This window comes from Methylorubrum sp. GM97 (assembly GCF_024347855.1).
GTDB lineage: Bacteria > Pseudomonadota > Alphaproteobacteria > Rhizobiales > Beijerinckiaceae > Methylobacterium > Methylobacterium extorquens.
The window spans coordinates 5,410,049-5,428,450 of record NZ_AP025942.1 but is presented as its reverse complement, the minus strand read 5'-3'; the positions used below and the strand labels follow the sequence as shown (position 1 = coordinate 5,428,450).

The following is an 18,402-nucleotide window of genomic DNA, read 5'->3' as shown; positions in this document are numbered from 1 at the left end:
GGAAGAGGGCAGGGGATGTCACCATGCTGACCAGCACCCTCGTCAGCGGGCTCGGCCTCGGCAGCATGTATGGGCTGGTGGCGCTCGGCTTCCACATCACCTTCGCGGTCTCCGGCACGGTGAACTTCGCCCAAGGCAGCGCCGTCACCCTCGGGGCGGTGCTGGGCTACACCTTCGCGGTTCAGCTCGGCTGGCCGATGCCGCTGGCGATCGCCGCGGCTTTGGCCGGCTGCGCAGGGCTCGGGCTCGCCGTGGAGCGCCTGCTGGTGCGCCCCTTCGTGGTGCGCGGCTCCGATGCGTGGCTCCTGGCGACGGTGGCCGGCGGCATCATCCTCGACAACGTCCTGCTGTTCACCTTCGGCAAGGAACCGCGCAGCCTGCCCTCGGCGCTGGTCGCGGCGCCTGTGCAGGTTCTGGGGGCTGGCGTCTACCCGCTCCAGCTCCTGATCCCGGTGGTCGGCGTTGCGGCGGCCGTGGCGATCCGCGCCGTGTTCCGCGGCACGGAACTCGGCCGGGTGCTGCTGGCAGTGGCGCAGAATTCCGAAGCCGCACGGCTGATGGGCATCGACGTCGCCCGCACCGTGGCCTGCGCCTTTGCGCTCTCGGCCGTGCTCGCGGGCGCGGCGGGCCTGCTCATCGCGCCGCTCTTCTCCGTCTCGGCCGAGATGGGCGCGCTGTTCGGGATCAAGGCCTTCGCCGTGGCGATCCTCGGCGGCATCGGCTCGGCCACTGGGGTGGTGCTGGCGGGCCTTCTCTACGGCCTCGTGGAGGCCGGCGTCACTGCGACGCTGGGCTCCGGTGCGACCCAGATCGTCGTCTTCTCGGTCATCATCCTCGCGCTGGCGCTCCGCCCGAACGGCCTCCTTGGCCGCGCCGCCGTCAACAAGGTCTGACCATGCGCTCGCCACTCCGGGCGCCGGCCGCGATGCCGCTCGCCATCCTGGCCCTGACGCTCGCGGGCCTCGGCCTCGTCGCCGCGACGAGCGGCTACAGCCACTTCGTCATTGCCCTCGTGGCACTCACGGTGGTGGCCGGCACCGGGCTCAACGTCCTGCTGGGGCTCGCCGGCCTGATCTCGTTCGGCCATGCCGGGTTCTACGCGCTCGGCGCCTATGCGAGCGCGATCCTGACGCTCAAGGGCGTGAGCTTCTGGCTGGCGCTTCCCGCTGCGGCCGGGCTCTCCGCCCTTGTCGGCGCGGCGCTCGCCGTGCCGGCGATGCGGGTGCGCGGGCCCTACCTCGCGATGGTGACGATCGCCTTCGGCTTCCTCGTCGAGCACGCGCTGATCGAAGGCGGGGAACTCACCGGCGGGCAGAACGGCCTCGTGGTCGCGACCGGCCCGAGCCTGTTCGGCCTTCTCCTCGGCGAACGCGACCTCGCCTGGCTTGCGGTGATCGGCGCGGGCCTCAGCCTCTACGGCTTCCACAGGCTGCGCCATGCCCGTCTCGGCCAAGCTTTGCGCGCGGTGCGCGACGCCGATGTCGCCGCCGCCTCGCTCGGCTTCGATCCGGTCCGGGTGAAGACCGCCGCCTTCGCGATCTCCGCGGCGCTGACCGGGCTCGCGGGCGCGGTACTGCCACCGCTGATGCTGTTCATCGCGCCGAGTTCGTTCCCGTTCACGCAGTCGATCCTGTTCGTCCTCGCGGTGGTGGTCGGCGGAGCCGGCACCGTACTCGGGCCCCTGTTCGGCGCGCTGGTAACGGTGCTCCTGCCCGAGGCGCTGGCAGGGCTGGCCGAGTACCGGCTGCTGTTCTTCGGCCTGACCACCCTCGTGGTGCTCTGGCTCGTGCCGGCGGGCATCGTCGGCAGCCTTGCCCGGCTGCTACCGCGGGGTGGCGGAGCGCGCTCGGAGCCGGGAGCCGAGGCACCGGATTTCCTGCACCGGACCGGGGGCGAGCCGCTCGCCGTCGAGGGGCTCGGCATCGCCTTCGGCGGGATCCGGGCGGCGGACGGCGTCGCCTTCGAGGCGCGCCCCGGTGCCATCACCAGCGTGATCGGCCCGAACGGCGCCGGCAAGACCACCGTTCTCAACATGATCTCGGGCTTCTACCGGCCGAGCGCCGGCTCGATCCGTCTCGGAGCGCTTGAGCTGGGCGGACGACCGGCCCACGTCATTGCCCGCGCCGGCATCGCCCGCACCTACCAGACGACCCGGCTGTTCGGCTCGCTCAGCGTCGTCGAGAACGTGATCCTCGCCCGTGCGCCCGGACGCCTGCTGCGCCGGGCGCAAGCGCGGGATCGCCAAGACGCGGCGGCCCTGCTCGCCTTCGTCGGCTATGCCGGCGCCCTCGACCGTCCGGCCTCCGAACTGCCCCATGTCGACCGACGGCTGGTGGAGATCGCCCGCGCGCTGGCCGGGTCCCCGAAAGTGCTGCTCCTCGACGAGCCGGCCGCCGGCCTCGCCAGGGCCGAGACCGACCGCCTCGGCGTGCTGCTGCGCCGGATCGCGGCCTGCGGCATCGCGGTGATCCTCGTCGAGCACGACATGCCGCTGGTGATGGGCGTGTCCGACCGCATCCTCGTCATGGATGCCGGCCGGCCCATCGCCCGCGGCACCCCCGCCGAGGTGCGCCGCGACCCCGCCGTGCTGCGAGCCTATCTCGGCGCCGCCGAGACCCCGGCCCGGCCGCGGTCCGCCCCCTGGAGCGGTCCGGCCGACGCGGTCCTCTCCGCCCACGGCCTGCGCGCAGGCTACGGCGCCGCACCCGTGCTCGACGGCATCGCCCTCGTGGTGCGGCCGGGCGAGACCGTGGCTTTGCTGGGCTCGAACGGGGCCGGCAAATCGACGGTGATGCGCTCGCTCGCGGGCCTGCTGCGCCCGGTGGAGGGCTCGGTGGTGCTGGCGGACACGCCCGTCGCGGCGCTGCCGGCCCACAGGATCGCGCGGCTCGGCCTCGCCTTGGTGCCGGAAGGGCGCCAGGTCTTTCCCGAACTCACCGTCGTCGAGAACATCCGCCTCGGCGCCTGGAGCCGCGGCGGCCGGGTCGATCCGGCCGAGGTCGAGGCCTTGCTCGACCGCTTCCCGCGCCTGCGCGAACGGGCGGGCAGCCGCGCCGGCCTGCTCTCGGGCGGGGAGCAGCAGATGCTGGCGATCGCCCGCGGGATGATGGCGCATCCGCGCATCCTCCTGCTCGACGAGCCCTCCCTCGGGCTCGCCCCGGCGATTATCAACAGCCTCTACGCGACCGTGGCCGAGCTGCGCGACCAGGGCACGACGATCCTCATCGTCGATCAGATGGCCGCGCTGGCGCTGACCGTGGCCGACCGCGGCTACGTCCTGGAGCAGGGGCGCGTCGCCGCGGAGGGCACGGCCGCAGAGCTCAAGGCGGACGAGGCCCTTGAGGCCGCCTATCTCGGGGCGGCGTGACGGTGCACGCGTCCCACAACAACAGGATCGAGACCATCCCCGTGACGACATCGGCGCCGCCCCCTGCCGGCCATGGCCGCTACGCCTATTCCGCCCTGCCGGACCGCCCGGTCTACGACTGGCCCGAGGGCAAGCGCCTCGCGGTCTACCTCGCGCTCAATCTCGAAACCTTCGAGTTCGGTGACGGCCTCGGCGCCGAGTTGGCTCCGGGCGGCCCCCAGCCGGACGTGCTGAATTATGCATGGCGCGACTGGGGCAACCGGGTCGGTGCGTGGCGCATCCGCGACATGCTCGACGACCTACGGATGCCGGCGAGCATCCTCGTGAACAGCCGGATCTACCGGGACTGCCCCGGCCTGATCGAGGCCTTCCGCGGCCGCGGCGACGAGATCGTCGGGCATGGCCGCAGCAATGCCGAGCGGCAGGGCACCCTCTCGGAGGCCGAGGAGCGCGCCCTCATCGCCGAGGCCACCGCCGTGCTGACGCGGGAGGAGGGCAGGGCGCCCGCGGGCTGGCTCGGCCCCTGGATCTCGCAGTCGCGGGTCACGCCGGACCTGCTGGCCGAGGCGGGCTACCGCTATTTGCTCGATTGGTGCCACGACGACCAGCCAACGTGGTTCGCGACGCGGAACGGCGGGCGCATCCTCTCGGTGCCCTATCCGCAGGAACTCAACGACATCCCCGCGATCGTCGCCCGCAAGGACACGGGACGTGTCTTCGCCGAGGCCATCACCGACGCCTTCGAGGAGATGCTGGAGCAGTCGCGCCGCGCGCCGTTGGTCATGGGCATCGCGCTCCACCCCTACATCGTCGGCCAGCCGCACCGCTTACGCCCCTTGCGGCAGGCGCTCGAACGGATCGCCGGGCATCGCGACACGGTCTGGCTCACCACGGCCGGCGCGATCGCGGCTCACGCCGCCGAATTGCTGGAGTAGCGGCACAGTGCCGCCGGTCTCAGGCCTCTCCGGGCGGCGGTCTCTCGCTCGGCCCGAGCGGAAGCCCCGGAGACGCGGTCATGGATCGTAGCGAAAGCCCTCACCATTCCGCGTCGGCCGGTTCGCGGCGCGCGCTTCTCCTGACCTCTGCGGCTGCCCTGGGGGCGACGACCATGCCGAGCCGTCTCTTCGCCGAAGCGAGCGCCCCGCGCGGCGCTCTCGCCCAGTCCCGCCGGGGCATGGTGACGAGCCCGCACGAACTGGCCAGCGAAGCCGGGCGGGAGGTGCTGAGGGCAGGCGGCAACGCCATCGAGGCGGCGATCGCCATCAACGCCACCCTCTGCGTGACCTACCCGCATTTCTGCGGCTTGGGCGGTGACGCGTTCATGATCGTCAGCGACCGCAGCGGCGCCAGCTTCACCCTGTCCGGCATCGGGCAGGCGGCGGCGAAGCTGCCGGAGGACGGCCGGCCGATCCCGCTGCGCGGACCCGGATCGGCGATCACGTCCGCAGCCGCCGTCGATACCTGGGAGCAAGCCTTCACCTACAGCCAGCAGGCCTGGGGCGGGCGGCAATCCTGGAAGGGGCTGTTCCAGCGCGCGATCACCTATGCGGCAGAGGGCTTTCCCCTGACGCCGTCGCAACGCTTCTGGGCGAACTTCCGCGCCAAGGAGATCGGCAACTGGCCCGATATCGTGCGCGTGTTCACCGCCGAAGGCCGCATCCCGGAGGCCGGGGAGACGTTTCGGCAGCCCGACCTCGCCCGCACGCTGACGACGCTCGCGGAGAATGGTGGCCGCGACTTCTACGAGGGCGAGTTGGCCCAGCGGATCGCGCGTGGGTTGGAGCAGGCGGGCTCGCCCCTGACGGCGGACGACCTTGCCCGCTGCCGGGCGCGCAACGAGAGCGCGCTGCGCGTGCCCTACCGGGGCGGGGAGCTCATCAGCCTGCGCCCTCCGACACAGGGCCTCACCACCCTCGAGATCATGGGTGTTCTCGACCGCTTCGACGTGGCTTCCCTTCCCGAGGGCAGCGCCGATTACTACCACCTCCTCGTCGAGGCGGTGAAGCTGGCCTTCATCGACCGCAACCGCTTCATCGCCGATCCCGATTTCGTCGATGTGCCCGTCGAGCGGCTGCTATCGGCCTCGCACCTCGACGCACAGGCCCGGAGCATCGATCCGCGCAAGGCCGCGCCCTGGCCGCACGTCTTCAAGACGGGGGATACGGTCTTCATCGGAGCCGCCGATCGGGACGGCAATTGCGTCAGCCTGTTGCAGACGGTCTATTTCGATTGGGGAAGCGGCGTCGTCGCGGGCGATACCGGCATCCTCTGGCACAATCGCGGTGCGTCCTTCAGCGTGGACGCCAACAGTATCAACGTGCTGCGCCCCGGAAAGCGTCCGTTCCACACGCTCAATCCCGGCATGTATTTCCAGAACGGCCGTCCGAGATTGTTGTACGGAACGCAGGGCGCAGATGGGCAACCCCAGACCCTGTCGGCGGTGCTGACGCGCCTGATCGATTACCGGATGGATCCGCTCACCGCCCTCGCGCGCCCTCGGTTCCTTCTGGGCAAGACCTTCTCGGACAGCCGCGACAGCCTGAAGCTCGAACTCGATGCGGGTCAGGCCGTGTTCGAAGAGCTGAAGGCGCGAGGGCATGAGATCAGCCCCATCCCCGCCCAGAGCCCCCTAGCCGGCCATCCCGGCGCGATCCGCCTCGAGGATGACGGCCGCTTCGTCGGCGCCCACGATCCGCGCAGTGATGGCTTGGCCCTCGGCCTTTGATCAGGATGCTGATTACCTCGACGGCTGTCCGTCAACGAGTACAGGCTACATTTGGGATGGCGCTGGATGGAGTAAGATCAACTAGTGCCGGGTGTAAGACGACACGCTCGTCGCCGGAAAATCGACGGTGTGCAGCGCGACGCGCCGTAGCATGTCACCGCAGAGATTTATGCCAGGACCGGAATCGATGATTCCAGGCTCAAACGCATGACAATGTCGGAGGAGAAAAACGGCTCACCAATCTTTCCATCGCTTACACCGTCACCGGTCCAGTAAGCATTCGATTGGCTGAGTGTCTGGGGGAGTTTGGTGGGCGCACTAGGGTTCGAACCTAGGACCCGCTGATTAAGAGTCAGCTGCTCTACCAACTGAGCTATGCGCCCTAAGCCTCGGGGGAGAGGCTGGACCGCCGGGCCACCAATCCCGTTCGGTGGCGGCGGATTAGCAACGGGCGGACGGCCTGTCCAGCCCCTTCCGAAAAGTTTTCCGACAAAGTGCCGCCGGGATCGCTCGTCCCGCACAGCCTCACAGGCGCGCCAGCGCGTGACGGGCGGCGTCGTCTCGGCTAAAGCGCGGGGATGAGCCTTTCGCGCGCCTTGAGAATCGGAACCCGCGGCAGCCCGATGGCGCTGGCCCAGACCGGCATGGTCCGCGATCGGATCGTCGCGGCCAATCCGGGATTGGAGACGGAGATCGTCGTCGTCTCGACCGTGGCCGACCGCGTGCTCGATCGGCCCCTCTCCGAGATCGGCGGCAAGGGCCTGTTTACCAAGGAACTCGAACAGGCCCTGTTTGCCGACGAGATCGATGTCGCCGTCCACTCGATGAAGGACGTGGAGACCTGGCTGCCCGACGGGCTCGCCATCGCCTGCATCCTCGAACGCGATGATCCGCGCGACGCCTTCCTCAGCGCGAATGGGGCCAACGGCTTGGCCGACCTGCCCCCCGGTGCACGGGTCGGCACCTCCTCGCTCAGGCGGGGCGCGCAGGTGCTGATGCACCGGCCCGATCTCACCATCGTGCCCCTGCGCGGCAATGCCAACACCCGGATGCGCAAGCTGGAGGCGGGGGAGTGCGACGCCACGCTGCTGGCGCTCGCCGGCCTGCAGCGCCTCGGGATGGCCGATGTCGCCCGCAGCGTGCTGTCGGTGGAAGAAATGCTCCCGGCCGTGGCGCAGGGCGCACTCGGCATCGAGTGCCGGGCCGGCGACGACGCGATCCGGGCGCTGCTGGCGCCGGTTGCCTGCGCCACCACGACGACGGCGCTCGACGCGGAGCGCGGGCTGCTTGCCGAACTCGACGGCTCGTGCCGCACCCCCATCGCGGCGCTCGCGCAGGTGAAGGGGGATCGCATCAGCCTCGACGGGTTGCTGTTCCTGCCGGATGGCAGCCGCCACTGGGCGGTCCATCGCGAGGGACTGGCCGCGGATGCCGATGCGATCGGCCGCGAGGCCGGGGCCGAGCTGAAGCGGGCGGCGGGCGACGTCTACTTCGCCCACCTCAAGTAGTTCCCCTCCATTCCAAATCCGCTTGATCCCCTTGGGATCGCGGATCTGGGCCTGGGCGGGATCCCGTCGGGCCTGCACGACGGGTTGCCTCCTCGCGCGTCGCGCGGGCTGAGCGCTCGCTTCCCGCTCGGATCGAGCGAAACGCCGATCAGACGAGGCTGCGCTCGATCGTCTCCTCGTCGCAGATGACGCCCGCGGTGCCGGCGAATTCCGCTTCGCTGTCGTGGGAGGGCTGCGGCTCCGGTTTCGCGGCCGAACCGGGGGCGAAGCTCGCCATGAAAGCGCGCATCACGTGGGCGACGCCGGCCTCGGCGATGCCGCGCTGGTCTTCCTCGTAGTAGCGCCCGCCATTGGTGTGGCTCGTGATGATCTCGTAGGACGGGAAGTAGACGAGACGCGGATCGTTGCGTTCACAGACCTCCCCGGCGGCGGCCCGCAGCACCGCCTTCGAGTGTGCGTTGGCGACAAGCACATGCTGATCGCGATAGGTCGCGATCAGCGGCACCGGCGAGACGGTGAGGATGACCCGTGCCGCCGCATTCACGCTCCAGAGCCGATCGAGGAACCCGTTGACGTCGGCGATCACCTCGACCGTGCCCGCATTGACGAAGGCGACCTCCTGCGGATCGAACTGCCCGCCCGCGACCCCGGGCGCGAGGGAGAGCGCCGCCCCGTCGGCGCGGCAACGCCAGCCCTCGGTGAGGCCGAGCGTCACGACCAGCACATCGAGGCTCTCGAAAAGGTCGCGGACCCGGGCGAGATGGGTTTCGCGGGCTTCGATCACTGCGGCCTCGTCGGCGAAGCCATCGGGTTCAATGGTCGGGCGGAACGGATCGACGAGGCGTCCGTCCTCCCGCTGCCACGCCTTGAGCTGCGGATCGAAGGCACCGAAGGCCCGGTCGAAGAGCTGCACGAACTGGCGCGGGCCGTAGAGATTGCCGTAACGCGCCGAGAAGGTGCCGAACTGGCGCGACGCTGCCTCGACCTCGCTCAACCCATCGGGCGCGGTTTCTGTGACGTGGTAGCGGAATCCGCCGCGGGCCAGCGCCTGCGAGACGCGCTGCGCGAAGCAGGAGCCGGCGGTCGCGACGCGATCGGTGCGGGCGATGCGAAAGGTCTCGCGCGGACCCGGATCGAGGGCGAAGGGCGGCACGCCCGCCACCGCCTTGCGCCAGAAGCGCTCGGCCGGTAGATCGCGGTAAGGGTTCATCGCCTGATCCGATCCTGCACGCATGCCCGCGAGAGGTCGCGCGCCGCTTGGCCCCGCTCCCCGCCCTTTTCAAACCGCTCGCCCCGGCCGTCCGGGCCTTCGCGGCGCAGCCGTTCTCCCCGCGATCCTGGGCGAGACCGTGGCAACGGCCGGCTGGCCGCCCGCGGATCGTGGTGATCGGCAATTGCCAGGCAGCCGGCGTCGCGCAGGCGCTGCGGCTGCTGCTTCCGGAGGCCGCGGTCGAAACGCTTCTCGTCGCCGGGCTCGGCCGACGGTTCGGGAATCTCGATCGGCTGGCACACCATCTCCGGGACGCCGACCACGTCTTCTCTCATTTCTTCCCCACGGGCTTCGTCGCCGGCGGTAACGTCCACGGGCTCGCCGAACGCGTGCCGGGGCTGCGGCTGTTTCCGACGATCCTGTTTTCCGGCTTCCATTCCGATCTCATCCATGTCGGCGACGAAGCGAGCCTGAGGCTGTCCCGTCTCGTTGCCTCGCCGATCGGGCCGTATCACTCGGCGATCGCGCTCCACGGCTTTCGCCGGGGGCTGAGCGTCGAGGCGACCCTGCGACTCTATACCGGTGCCGTCTTCGACCGGCTCGGCTATTTCGACCTGTGGCAGGCGAGCGCGGACTACCTGCTTCGCACCGCCCGCGACGTGGGGTTCGGCCTGGAGCGGGAATTCGCGCTGTGGAGCCGTGGCGGCGTGTTCATGCACGTCATCAACCACCCGCACCTGCACGTTTTGGGCGACATCGCCCGGCGCCTCGCCCGTGAGACCGGCCACGACCCGCTCGACATCCCGGTCCAGACCTACGCCCCCGATGCGCTGACGTCCGAGCCGGTCTGGCCGGTCCTGCCGGGAATCGCCGAGCGCTACGGCGTGCCGGGCTCGACCTTGTTCAAGGGAGACGGCCGCCGCGCCGCGCCGCGCCTGCTCGATCTGCCGGATTTCGTGGCCGAGAGCTTTGCCCTCTACGCGCGGCAGCGATCGGAGGATCTTACGAATGCGCGGGTCGAGGCCTGGGAGGAGGATCCGGAGATCGGCGCGCTCTTCGGTGCGGCGTAGACCCCTTCGTCACGGAACCGCGTCAGCCTGCAGCGTCACGCTTCCGCTTTCGGCAAAATGGCGAAGCGGTGGTCTTGTCGGAACTGACTCAGCCGGCGATGCGGCGGCCGTCTCCGAGGCCGTGCGACGCAGCCATCACGCTCGCCAGTTCCGCGATCTCCCGGGCCTGGAACGGCTTACGGATGTAGATGCTCCCGGGAACCGTGCGGCTCTCGATCTGCGCTGCGGTCGAGGCATAGACGACCGGCCGCCTCGGATGACGCTCGCGATAGGCGGCGGCCACGGCCCAGCCGTCGATCAGACCGGGGAGGAGAATGTCGGTGAGCAGCCAATCGATGGCCTCGCCCCCGTCCCGCAACGTCGTCAGCGCCGCCTCGCCGCTCGACGCGGCAAGCACACGCATGCCCTCGCGCTCGCACAGCCGCGTCAGCATCTCGAGTAGCAGGTAATTGTCCTCGACGATGAGCACGGTCGGGGCGGAAGGCATGGCCCTTGTCCAGTTTGCGGCGCGCCCATCACATGGCGGAACAGTTAATGCATCATTAACTTGACCGCCGCATAGCAAGTTTTCGCAAAGCTGAGCAATGGAATGAATGAGCCTGACGCGCAGCGTCCCGTCCAGGCGCCAGCCTTCGATGCCGACGCGCTGGCGGAGTTGGCGGATCTGTTCGGCCGCCCCCGCCTCATGGAGCTGCTCGGAGTCCTGGACCACGAGATCGCAATCCGCCTCGATCCGCCCGCCAGCGAAGCGGCGCGCCTTGCCAGCGACGCCCACATCCTCGTCTCGTCGAGCGGTGCGCTTTCCTTCCACCGTCTGTCGGGCGCCTGTGCCGCCCTGGAGCAGGCCTGCCTGAGCGGCGCGGAAATCGCGGCGCCGCTGGGCGCCGCGGTTCACGCCGCCCGTCAGGCCCGGAACGCGATCGCGACGTTGCGCGGCGTGTGATGCGGCGCGTGTTGCCGCATCGCAACATTGCAGGTCAAAGCGTCGCCGTTTCCGCTCGCGCCCACGGCGCGCCGCAATCTTGGACAGAACACTGACGTCGCCGCGGTCGAGCTTGGATCGGTCGCCGGTCGGTACGGTCGCGGCAGCGCGGCCCGCCATCCGGCCCGTCTCGCGGACAGACAGCGGTGCGGGTGCTTGCGTGAGAGACACTTAACCATCCGCGGCTACACCGTTCGGGACGAAACGCTCAGGGCCGACACGGATCCGCGTCCGGTCATCGGGAGCGCCTTCAAACCGAGATTCGGAGCCGGCCCCGATCGCCAGACGATCGGAGCGGGCGCCGACAGGACAACCGGCACGGCTCGGCCGTGAGGAGAGAGACGATGTCGACACCCGCGCGTTTCCGTGGGCTTTCCCTGACGCTGGCCCTTTGCGCCGCACTCGGCCTCGGCGCCTGCAGCAAGGACAGCGATCTTGCCGACGCGTCCGGCTTCGGTGCCGGCGGCCCCGGAGGCGCGGCCCGCCCCGGCAGCGCCCAGGATTTCGTGGTGAATATCGGCGACCGGGTGTTCTTCGAATCCGACTCGACCGATCTCACCCCGACCGCGACCGCCACCCTCGACAAGCAGGCATCGTGGCTCCAGCGCTACCCGCGCTACAGCTTCCTCATCGAGGGCCATGCCGACGAGCGCGGCACGCGGGAATACAATTACTCCCTCGGCGCCCGCCGCGCACAGACCGTGCAAGATTACCTCGCCTCCCGCGGCATCTCGGCCTCGCGGATGCGGACGGTCTCCTATGGCAAGGAACGCCCGGTGGCGGTCTGCAACGACATCTCCTGCTGGTCGCAGAACCGGCGCTCCGTCAGCGTTCTGGACGGCGGCGCCGGCTCCTGAGACGGGTGCGGGCCCGGTTTTGCGGCCGACCGGGCCATCTGCTATCGGGTAAGCGTGCCTCATCGAACCGCCGGTCGTCGACCGTTGCCGCTCCGGCCGCGACGGCGCAGCGGAGGGTTCGGAGAGGACACGACGTCGGCCGCGAACCAGAAGACCGATCGGTGCCAGCCGCCATGTTCCGCCGCCTCCTCCTGACCCTCGGACTCGGTTTCGCGATCGCGCCAGCAGTGCTCTGCGGCGCGCGGGCGCAGGATGCGTCGGAACTCGTGGTGCGTCTCAACCGCCTCGAGAACGTGTCCCGTCAGCTCTCGGGACAGATCGAGACGCTCCAGTACGAGAACCGGCAGCTCAAGGAACAGCTTCGGAAGTTCCAGGAGGATGTCGAGTTCCGCTTCCAGGAAGGGAAGGGGAGCGCCACCGCGCCGACCCGCAAGGCACCGGCGCCCGCAGCAGCGCCGCCTTCGGCTGCCCCCTATGGCACCAACCCCGGTGAGGGCCGGCCTGGCAAGCGCAGCGATGCCTTCGATCCCGAGCAGAACCCGAATGCGCCGGGCGCCCCGAAGCCACTCGGGACGACGCAGCCCTCGCTGCCGTTGCCGACCGGCGCCATCGCAGAAGCCGAGACACCCCTACGCCGCTCCGTTCCCCCGACGGTGGTGGAGGCGGAGGCCGATGCGTCCGAGGACGGCGATCTGCCGCCGCCCGGCTTCGGCAGTCCGGTGGATCTCTCGCCGCCGCCCTCGCGCACCGGGTCGATTGCACCGGTCGAAGCCCCCGTCGGGAGCGCGAGCATCGCCGCCACCGGCAGCGGTGACGCGCAGGCCGATTTCGAGGCCGCTTACGCTCTCATTCGCGAGCGCCAGTACGAGCAGGCCGAGATGAGCCTGCGTCAGTTCATCCAATCGCATCCGCGCGACCGGCTGGTGCCGAAGGCGACCTACTGGCTCGGTGAGAGCTACCTCCAGCGCAGCCGCTCGCGCGAGGCCGCCGAGCAGTTCCTGAAGGTCTCGACCGACTACGCGAATTCGCCCGTCGCCCCCGAGGCGATGCTGAAGCTCGGCACCTCTCTGCATGCGCTCGGCGCGAAGGCCCAGGCCTGCGCCACGCTGGCCGAGGTCGAGCGCAAGTTTCCGAGCGCTAACGCCATCGTGCGCCAGGGCGTCGAGCGCGAGCAGAAGCGCGCCCGCTGCGCCGCTTGAGCGCAGCGCCCGCGTCCCTCGACGACCGGCTCGCCCGCGCCCTCGCACCATTGCTCGAAGAACCCGCTCGCCCGGCGCTGCTCGCCGTCTCGGGCGGACCCGATTCCACGGCATTGATGCACGCGGCCGCCCGAGCGGGGCGGGACCGGTTCCGCGTCGCCACGGTGGATCACGCCCTCCGGCCGGGTTCGGCCGATGAAGCGCTCGGGGTTGGACGCCTTGCCACTGAGCTCGGCCTTGTCCACACGATTCTGACCTGGGACGCGCCGCGACATGGCAGCCGGATCCAGGCATCGGCGCGCGGCGCCCGCTACAGGCTCCTGACGGACCATGCCGCAGGGATCGGCGCGGGTCTTATTCTCACCGCTCACACGCTCGACGATCAGGCCGAGACCGTGCTGATGCGGCTCATCGCCGGAAGCGGGCCCTCCGGGCTCGCCGGAATGCGGGAAGAGCGCGTCCTGGCACCGGGCATCCGGCTGGTGCGGCCCTTCTTGAGCCTCTCGAAGGCCGACCTCGTGGCCTATTGCGAGATGCACCGACTCCCGTTCCTGCGCGATCCCTCCAACACGGATGAGCGCTTCACCCGAGCCCGGCTGCGCCGCCTTCTGCCGCTCCTGGCGGAGGAAGGCCTGAACGCGGCGCGGCTGGCCCGCCTTGCCGTTCGCGCCGGGCGGGACGACGCGGCGCTGAGGCAGCGGGCCGAGGCCGTGCTGTCGGAGATCACGCGCACGGACGAGGCAGCGCTGCGTCTCGACGGGCTACGCCTGCGCCGCGAACCCTGCGCCATCGTCCTGCGCGTCGTCGATGCGGCTCTCGACACGGTCGCACCGGCTCACGAAGCCCCCGTTCCGAAGCGCCTGGAACGGCTCGAAGCGCTCGTTCTCGATGCGCTGCTGCCGGCTCTGGCCGAGGGGAGGGCGTTGCGCCGCACCCTCCGCGGCGTCCTGATCGAGGCGGACGGCGAGGGGACGATCCGCCTTGTCGCGGCGCCGCCGCGCAGGGCGCGGGATCGCCGCCGCTAACGTTACGCGGTCGCCCTCGCCGCAGGGGCAGCCGATTTACTTGGCAACCGGTGGGGCGCCGCCTACATTGGCCTGGAGTGCGTGGGGTATGCCGCGACATTGCGGGACGACGCTCGCACGCCTCCCAGGACCGATCGATGAACCCGAATTTCCGCAATTTCGCCCTGTGGGTCGTCATCTTCCTGCTGGTGCTCGCCCTCGTGACCCTGTTCCAGAACCCGGGTCACCGTGGCGGCGGCAGCGAGATCGCCTACAGCCAGCTCCTGAACGATGCCGACGCCGGCAAGATTCAGTCCGTCACGATTTCCGGCCAGGACGTGAGCGGCACCTATGTAGGCGGCGGCAACTTCTCGAGCTACGCGCCGAACGACCCGGGCCTGGTCTCAAAGCTCCAGGGCAAGGGCGTGCAGATCACGGCACGTCCGCCTTCCGACAACACGCCCTGGTTCATCCAGCTTCTCGTGAGCTGGCTGCCGATCCTCGTGTTCATCGGCGCCTGGATCTTCCTCTCGCGCCAGATGCAGTCCGGCGCTGGCCGCGCCATGGGCTTCGGCAAGTCGAAGGCCAAGCTCCTCAACGAAGCGCATGGGCGCGTCTCGTTCGATGACGTGGCCGGCGTCGAGGAGGCCAAGGAGGACCTTCAGGAGATCGTCGAGTTCCTGCGCGATCCCCAGAAGTTCCAGCGCCTCGGCGGCCGCATTCCGCGCGGCGTGCTGCTCGTCGGCCCGCCCGGCACCGGTAAGACCCTGATCGCCCGCGCGGTTGCGGGTGAAGCCAACGTGCCCTTCTTCACGATCTCCGGTTCGGACTTCGTGGAGATGTTCGTCGGCGTCGGCGCGTCCCGCGTGCGTGACATGTTCGAGCAGGCGAAGAAGAACGCGCCCTGCATCATCTTCATCGACGAGATCGACGCGGTCGGCCGTCATCGCGGCGCCGGCCTCGGCGGCGGCAACGACGAACGCGAGCAGACCCTCAACCAGCTCCTCGTGGAGATGGACGGGTTCGAGGCCAATGAGGGCGTCATCATCATCGCGGCGACCAACCGCCCCGACGTGCTCGATCCGGCCCTACTGCGTCCCGGCCGCTTCGACCGCCAGATCATGGTGCCGAACCCGGACGTCACCGGCCGCGAGCGCATCCTGCGCGTTCACGTCCGCAAGGTGCCGCTGGCGCCGGATGTCGACCTGAAGACCATCGCCCGCGGTACCCCCGGCTTCTCCGGCGCGGATCTGATGAACCTCGTCAACGAGTCGGCGCTGCTGGCAGCGCGCCGCGGCAAGCGCATCGTCACGATGCACGAGTTCGAGGACGCCAAGGACAAGGTGATGATGGGCGCCGAGCGGCGTACCCTGGTCATGACCGAGGACGAGAAGCGCCTCACCGCCTACCACGAGGGCGGCCATGCCATCGTCGCGTTGAACGTGCCGGCCACCGATCCCGTCCACAAGGCGACGATCATCCCCCGTGGCCGGGCGCTCGGCATGGTCATGCAGTTGCCCGAGCGCGACAAGCTGTCGATGTCGTTCGAGCAGATGACCTCGCGGCTGGCGATCATGATGGGCGGTCGCATCGCCGAGGAGATGATCTTCGGCAAGGACAAGGTGACCTCGGGCGCCCAGTCCGACATCGAGCAGGCGACGCGGCTGGCCAAGATGATGGTCACCCGCTGGGGCTTCTCGCCGGAACTCGGCACCGTGGCCTACGGCGACAACAACGACGAGGTCTTCCTCGGCATGTCGATGGGCCGTCAGCAGACGGTCTCTGAGGCAACCGCCCAGAAGATCGACGCCGAGGTGCGCCGCCTCGTCGAGGCCGGCCTGGAGGAGGCCCGCCGCATCCTCGGGGAGCGCAAGGACGATCTCGAGGCGCTGGCGCAGGGCCTGCTCGAATACGAGACCCTCTCCGGCGACGAGATCCGCAAGCTGCTCCAGGGCGAACCGCCGGTGCGCGACTCGGGCGACGTTCCGCCGACCCCGGCCCGCGGTTCGCCGGTGCCATCGACCGGCCGTGGCCGCCCGCGCGGCAGCGATGGCGGGTTGGAGCCGAGCCCGCAGCCGCAGGGCTGAACGGACGATCAAGGTTGGAAAAGGGGCGCCGTGAGGCGCCCCTTTTTCGTGGCCATCGGGCGCGCCACCGCACCGGCAGACCCTGCCTCAAGACAAGGGTGAAAAGACCCGGCGCATGTCGAGTTCGGTCTATCTCATCGTCGCCTTCGGCGCGGCCATCGCCGGCTTCGTCCAAGGGCTGTCGGGCTTCGCGTTCGGCCTCGTCGCCATGTCGGTCTGGGCCTGGGTGATCGACCCGCAGCTTGCAGCCGCACTCGCGGTGACCGGTGCGCTCACGGGGCAGATCATCGCTGCGGTTACGATGCGCCGGGGCTTCGATCTCCGCCTGCTGGCGCCTTTCGTGCTCGGCGGCCTTGCCGGTGTCCCGCTCGGGGCGCTCCTGCTGCCGCATCTCGACATGCACTGGTTCAAGACGATCCTCGGCGCCATTCTCGTGCTCTGGTGCCCCGCGATGCTCCTGTCGAAGGATTGGCCGCGCATCACCGTCGGCGGCCGTCTCGCCGACGCTGCCGTCGGCCTTGGCGGCGGCATCCTTGGGGGTCTCGGCGGGTTCACGGGCACGCTGCCGACGCTCTGGTGCACGCTCCGCGGCTACGAGCGTGACGTGCAGCGCGCCGTCATCCAGAACTTCAATCTATCGATGCTCGCCGTCACGCTGACCATCTACGTCGCGTCCGGGATCGTCACACGAAGCATGTTGCCGATGATCCTCGTAGTCCTGCCGGCCATGCTGATCCCGACCATCGTTGGCACGCGTGCCTATATCGGCTTGAGCGAGACCGGGTTTCGCCGGCTCGTTCTCGGCCTCCTGACCGTCTCGGGCATCGCCCTGCTTCTCTCGGGCCTGCCGCAACTTCTTCGATAGAGCAGACTCCGGCCCTCGGGGAAAAAGACGAAGCACCCACTGCTCGCCGATCCGGCTGGGCCGCCCCATTTCGAACGCCTTTATCCCGGAGCAACCGATTCACGATACCCGAGATCCGTTCTGCCGGCCGGGCGCCATTCTGATAATCTGGTCGGTGCGAACCACGCCGAGCGCGGAGAAGCGACGTTGCGCAAACACTTCGGAACCGACGGCATCCGTGGACGGGCCAACGTCGTCATCACGCCGGAACTTGCTCTCAAGGTCGGGCAGGCCGCGGGCGTGATCTTCCAACGCGGCGACCACCGCCACCGCGTCGTGATCGGCAAGGATACCCGGCTCTCGGGATACATGATCGAGACCGCGCTCGTCGCCGGCTTCACCTCCGTCGGCATGGACGTGCTGCTGCTCGGGCCGATGCCGACCCCCGCCGTCGCCATGCTGACCCGATCGATGCGCGCCGATATCGGCGTGATGATCTCGGCGTCACACAACCCGTACGAGGATAACGGCATTAAGCTGTTCGGCCCCGATGGCTTCAAGCTCAACGACGACCTCGAACTCGAGATCGAAAGCCTGATCGACGGCGACATGCGCAACCGCCTCTCCGCTTCGCGCGACCTCGGGCGCGCCAAACGGATCGAGAGCGTGCATGCCCGCTACATCGAGTTTGCCAAGCGCACCCTGCCGCGCCACGTCACCCTGGACGGTCTGCGGGTCGTCGTCGACTGCGCCAACGGCGCAGCCTACCGCGTCGCGCCGGAAACCCTTTGGGAACTGGGCGCCGAAGTGATCTCCATCGGAGTCGAGCCGGACGGGTTCAACATCAACCACGATGTCGGCTCGACCGCGCCCGAGACCCTCGTGCAGAAGGTGCGGGAGCTGCGGGCCGATGTCGGAATCGCCCTCGATGGCGACGCCGACCGTGTGCTGATCGTCGACGAGAAGGGCCAGAAGGTCGATGGCGACCAGCTCATGGCGGCCGTAGCCCGCTCGTGGCAGGAAGACGAGCGCCTGACCCAGCCGGGACTGGTCGCGACGATCATGTCGAATCTCGGCCTCGAACGCTACATCAACAGCATCGGTCTCACGCTCGCCCGCACCGCCGTCGGCGATCGCTACGTGCTCGAACATATGCGCCAGCACGGCTACAATCTCGGCGGCGAACAGTCCGGCCACATCATCATGTCGGATTACGCGACCACGGGCGACGGGCTGGTGGCCGCGCTTCAGCTCCTCAGCGTCGTCAAGCGCCGCAACCTGCCCGTGAGCGAGGTGTGCCACTGCTTCGAGCCGCTGCCGCAGATCCTCAAGAACGTCCGCTTCCGCTCCGGTGAGCCCCTGCGCGCGGATTCGGTGGTCACCGCCATCGCCCATGCGAAGGACCGGCTCGGCCAGTCGGGCCGCCTCGTGATCCGCCCCTCCGGCACCGAGCCCGTGATCCGGGTGATGGCCGAGGGGGACGACCGTGATCTCGTCGCCGAGGTCGTGGACGAAGTCGTGGACGCTGTCACCCGCGCAGCGGCCTGAA

Annotated in this window: 15 protein-coding genes and 1 tRNA gene; 13 read left to right on the top strand and 3 right to left on the bottom strand. The window is 69.5% G+C overall.

All coding sequences use genetic code 11. From position 1 onward, the window contains the following. Window positions 1-23 precede the first annotated feature (23 nt). The 4 genes from MSPGM_RS25115 (at window position 24) to ggt (ending at window position 6,092) form a co-directional block, all read left to right on the top strand. Complete coding sequence (locus MSPGM_RS25115; protein ID WP_003598242.1) at window positions 24-893, top strand: branched-chain amino acid ABC transporter permease; 870 nt, start codon at window positions 24-26, stop codon at window positions 891-893. A 2-nt stretch (window positions 894-895) separates the two neighbouring features. After that, a complete protein-coding gene (locus MSPGM_RS25110) occupies window positions 896-3,367 on the top strand; it encodes a branched-chain amino acid ABC transporter ATP-binding protein/permease (RefSeq protein ID WP_015857663.1) in 2,472 nt (823 codons plus the stop codon). 41 nt (window positions 3,368-3,408) lie between these two features. Then, on the top strand, window positions 3,409-4,302 hold the full coding sequence (locus tag MSPGM_RS25105) for a polysaccharide deacetylase family protein (protein ID WP_190273150.1): 894 nt from the start codon (window positions 3,409-3,411) through the stop codon (window positions 4,300-4,302). Window positions 4,303-4,382: 80 nt separating this feature from the next. Further along, window positions 4,383-6,092 (top strand): gamma-glutamyltransferase, encoded by a 1,710-nt coding sequence (gene ggt / locus MSPGM_RS25100; protein ID WP_003606633.1) that lies wholly within the window; start codon window positions 4,383-4,385, stop codon window positions 6,090-6,092. A gap of 307 nt (window positions 6,093-6,399) precedes the next feature. Here the strand turns inward: ggt and MSPGM_RS25095 are convergent. Then, a tRNA-Lys gene (locus tag MSPGM_RS25095) sits at window positions 6,400-6,475 on the bottom strand. A 195-nt stretch (window positions 6,476-6,670) separates the two neighbouring features. Between MSPGM_RS25095 and hemC the strand changes: the two genes are divergently transcribed. Next, a complete protein-coding gene (gene hemC / locus MSPGM_RS25090; RefSeq protein ID WP_043707381.1) occupies window positions 6,671-7,600 on the top strand; it encodes a hydroxymethylbilane synthase in 930 nt (309 codons plus the stop codon). Window positions 7,601-7,748: 148 nt separating this feature from the next. Here hemC and MSPGM_RS25085 read toward each other — a convergent pair whose 3' ends face one another. After that, a complete protein-coding gene (locus MSPGM_RS25085; RefSeq protein WP_003601502.1) occupies window positions 7,749-8,810 on the bottom strand; it encodes a GSCFA domain-containing protein in 1,062 nt (353 codons plus the stop codon). A 47-nt stretch (window positions 8,811-8,857) separates the two neighbouring features. On the opposite strand from MSPGM_RS25085, the gene MSPGM_RS25080 reads away from it, so the two are divergent. Next, entirely contained in the window at window positions 8,858-9,880 is a 1,023-nt protein-coding gene (locus MSPGM_RS25080; protein WP_261926043.1) for a WcbI family polysaccharide biosynthesis putative acetyltransferase, read from the top strand. An 88-nt stretch (window positions 9,881-9,968) separates the two neighbouring features. Here MSPGM_RS25080 and MSPGM_RS25075 read toward each other — a convergent pair whose 3' ends face one another. Next, the gene (locus MSPGM_RS25075; RefSeq protein ID WP_003601506.1) at window positions 9,969-10,367 is read right to left on the bottom strand and encodes a response regulator; all 399 of its coding nucleotides are present in this window, start codon (window positions 10,365-10,367) and stop codon (window positions 9,969-9,971) included. Window positions 10,368-10,469: 102 nt separating this feature from the next. Between MSPGM_RS25075 and MSPGM_RS25070 the strand changes: the two genes are divergently transcribed. The 7 genes from MSPGM_RS25070 (at window position 10,470) to glmM (ending at window position 18,401) form a co-directional block, all read left to right on the top strand. Continuing rightward, complete coding sequence (locus MSPGM_RS25070) at window positions 10,470-10,823, top strand: hypothetical protein (RefSeq protein ID WP_003601508.1); 354 nt, start codon at window positions 10,470-10,472, stop codon at window positions 10,821-10,823. 383 nt (window positions 10,824-11,206) lie between these two features. Next, a complete protein-coding gene (gene pal, locus MSPGM_RS25065; RefSeq protein ID WP_003601510.1) occupies window positions 11,207-11,719 on the top strand; it encodes a peptidoglycan-associated lipoprotein Pal in 513 nt (170 codons plus the stop codon). Window positions 11,720-11,892: 173 nt separating this feature from the next. Then, on the top strand, window positions 11,893-12,918 hold the full coding sequence (gene ybgF / locus MSPGM_RS25060; RefSeq protein ID WP_003601512.1) for a tol-pal system protein YbgF: 1,026 nt from the start codon (window positions 11,893-11,895) through the stop codon (window positions 12,916-12,918). After that, on the top strand, window positions 12,915-13,943 hold the full coding sequence (gene tilS / locus MSPGM_RS25055; protein WP_015857660.1) for a tRNA lysidine(34) synthetase TilS: 1,029 nt from the start codon (window positions 12,915-12,917) through the stop codon (window positions 13,941-13,943). Before ybgF ends, tilS begins: the two co-directional genes overlap by 4 nt. 137 nt (window positions 13,944-14,080) lie before the next feature. After that, a complete protein-coding gene (gene ftsH, locus MSPGM_RS25050) occupies window positions 14,081-16,009 on the top strand; it encodes an ATP-dependent zinc metalloprotease FtsH (RefSeq protein ID WP_003601516.1) in 1,929 nt (642 codons plus the stop codon). 115 nt (window positions 16,010-16,124) lie between these two features. Further along, on the top strand, window positions 16,125-16,874 hold the full coding sequence (locus tag MSPGM_RS25045) for a sulfite exporter TauE/SafE family protein (protein ID WP_003601517.1): 750 nt from the start codon (window positions 16,125-16,127) through the stop codon (window positions 16,872-16,874). A gap of 186 nt (window positions 16,875-17,060) precedes the next feature. Then, window positions 17,061-18,401 carry a phosphoglucosamine mutase gene (gene glmM, locus MSPGM_RS25040; RefSeq protein WP_003601519.1) on the top strand — a complete coding sequence of 447 codons (1,341 nt, stop codon included), beginning with the start codon at window positions 17,061-17,063 and terminating at the stop codon, window positions 18,399-18,401. Window position 18,402: the final 1 nt, after the last annotated feature.

Coding starts and splice junctions, on each gene's coding strand:
- MSPGM_RS25115 (WP_003598242.1), top strand. CDS start 24: ATGCTGACCAGCACCCTCGTCAGCGGGCTCGGCCTCGGCAGCATGTAT.
- MSPGM_RS25110 (WP_015857663.1), top strand. CDS start 896: ATGCGCTCGCCACTCCGGGCGCCGGCCGCGATGCCGCTCGCCATCCTG.
- ggt (WP_003606633.1), top strand. CDS start 4,383: ATGGATCGTAGCGAAAGCCCTCACCATTCCGCGTCGGCCGGTTCGCGG.
- hemC (WP_043707381.1), top strand. CDS start 6,671: ATGAGCCTTTCGCGCGCCTTGAGAATCGGAACCCGCGGCAGCCCGATG.
- MSPGM_RS25085 (WP_003601502.1), bottom strand. CDS start 8,810: ATGAACCCTTACCGCGATCTACCGGCCGAGCGCTTCTGGCGCAAGGCG.
- MSPGM_RS25075 (WP_003601506.1), bottom strand. CDS start 10,367: ATGCCTTCCGCCCCGACCGTGCTCATCGTCGAGGACAATTACCTGCTA.
- MSPGM_RS25070 (WP_003601508.1), top strand. CDS start 10,470: ATGAATGAGCCTGACGCGCAGCGTCCCGTCCAGGCGCCAGCCTTCGAT.
- pal (WP_003601510.1), top strand. CDS start 11,207: ATGTCGACACCCGCGCGTTTCCGTGGGCTTTCCCTGACGCTGGCCCTT.
- ybgF (WP_003601512.1), top strand. CDS start 11,893: ATGTTCCGCCGCCTCCTCCTGACCCTCGGACTCGGTTTCGCGATCGCG.
- ftsH (WP_003601516.1), top strand. CDS start 14,081: ATGAACCCGAATTTCCGCAATTTCGCCCTGTGGGTCGTCATCTTCCTG.
- MSPGM_RS25045 (WP_003601517.1), top strand. CDS start 16,125: ATGTCGAGTTCGGTCTATCTCATCGTCGCCTTCGGCGCGGCCATCGCC.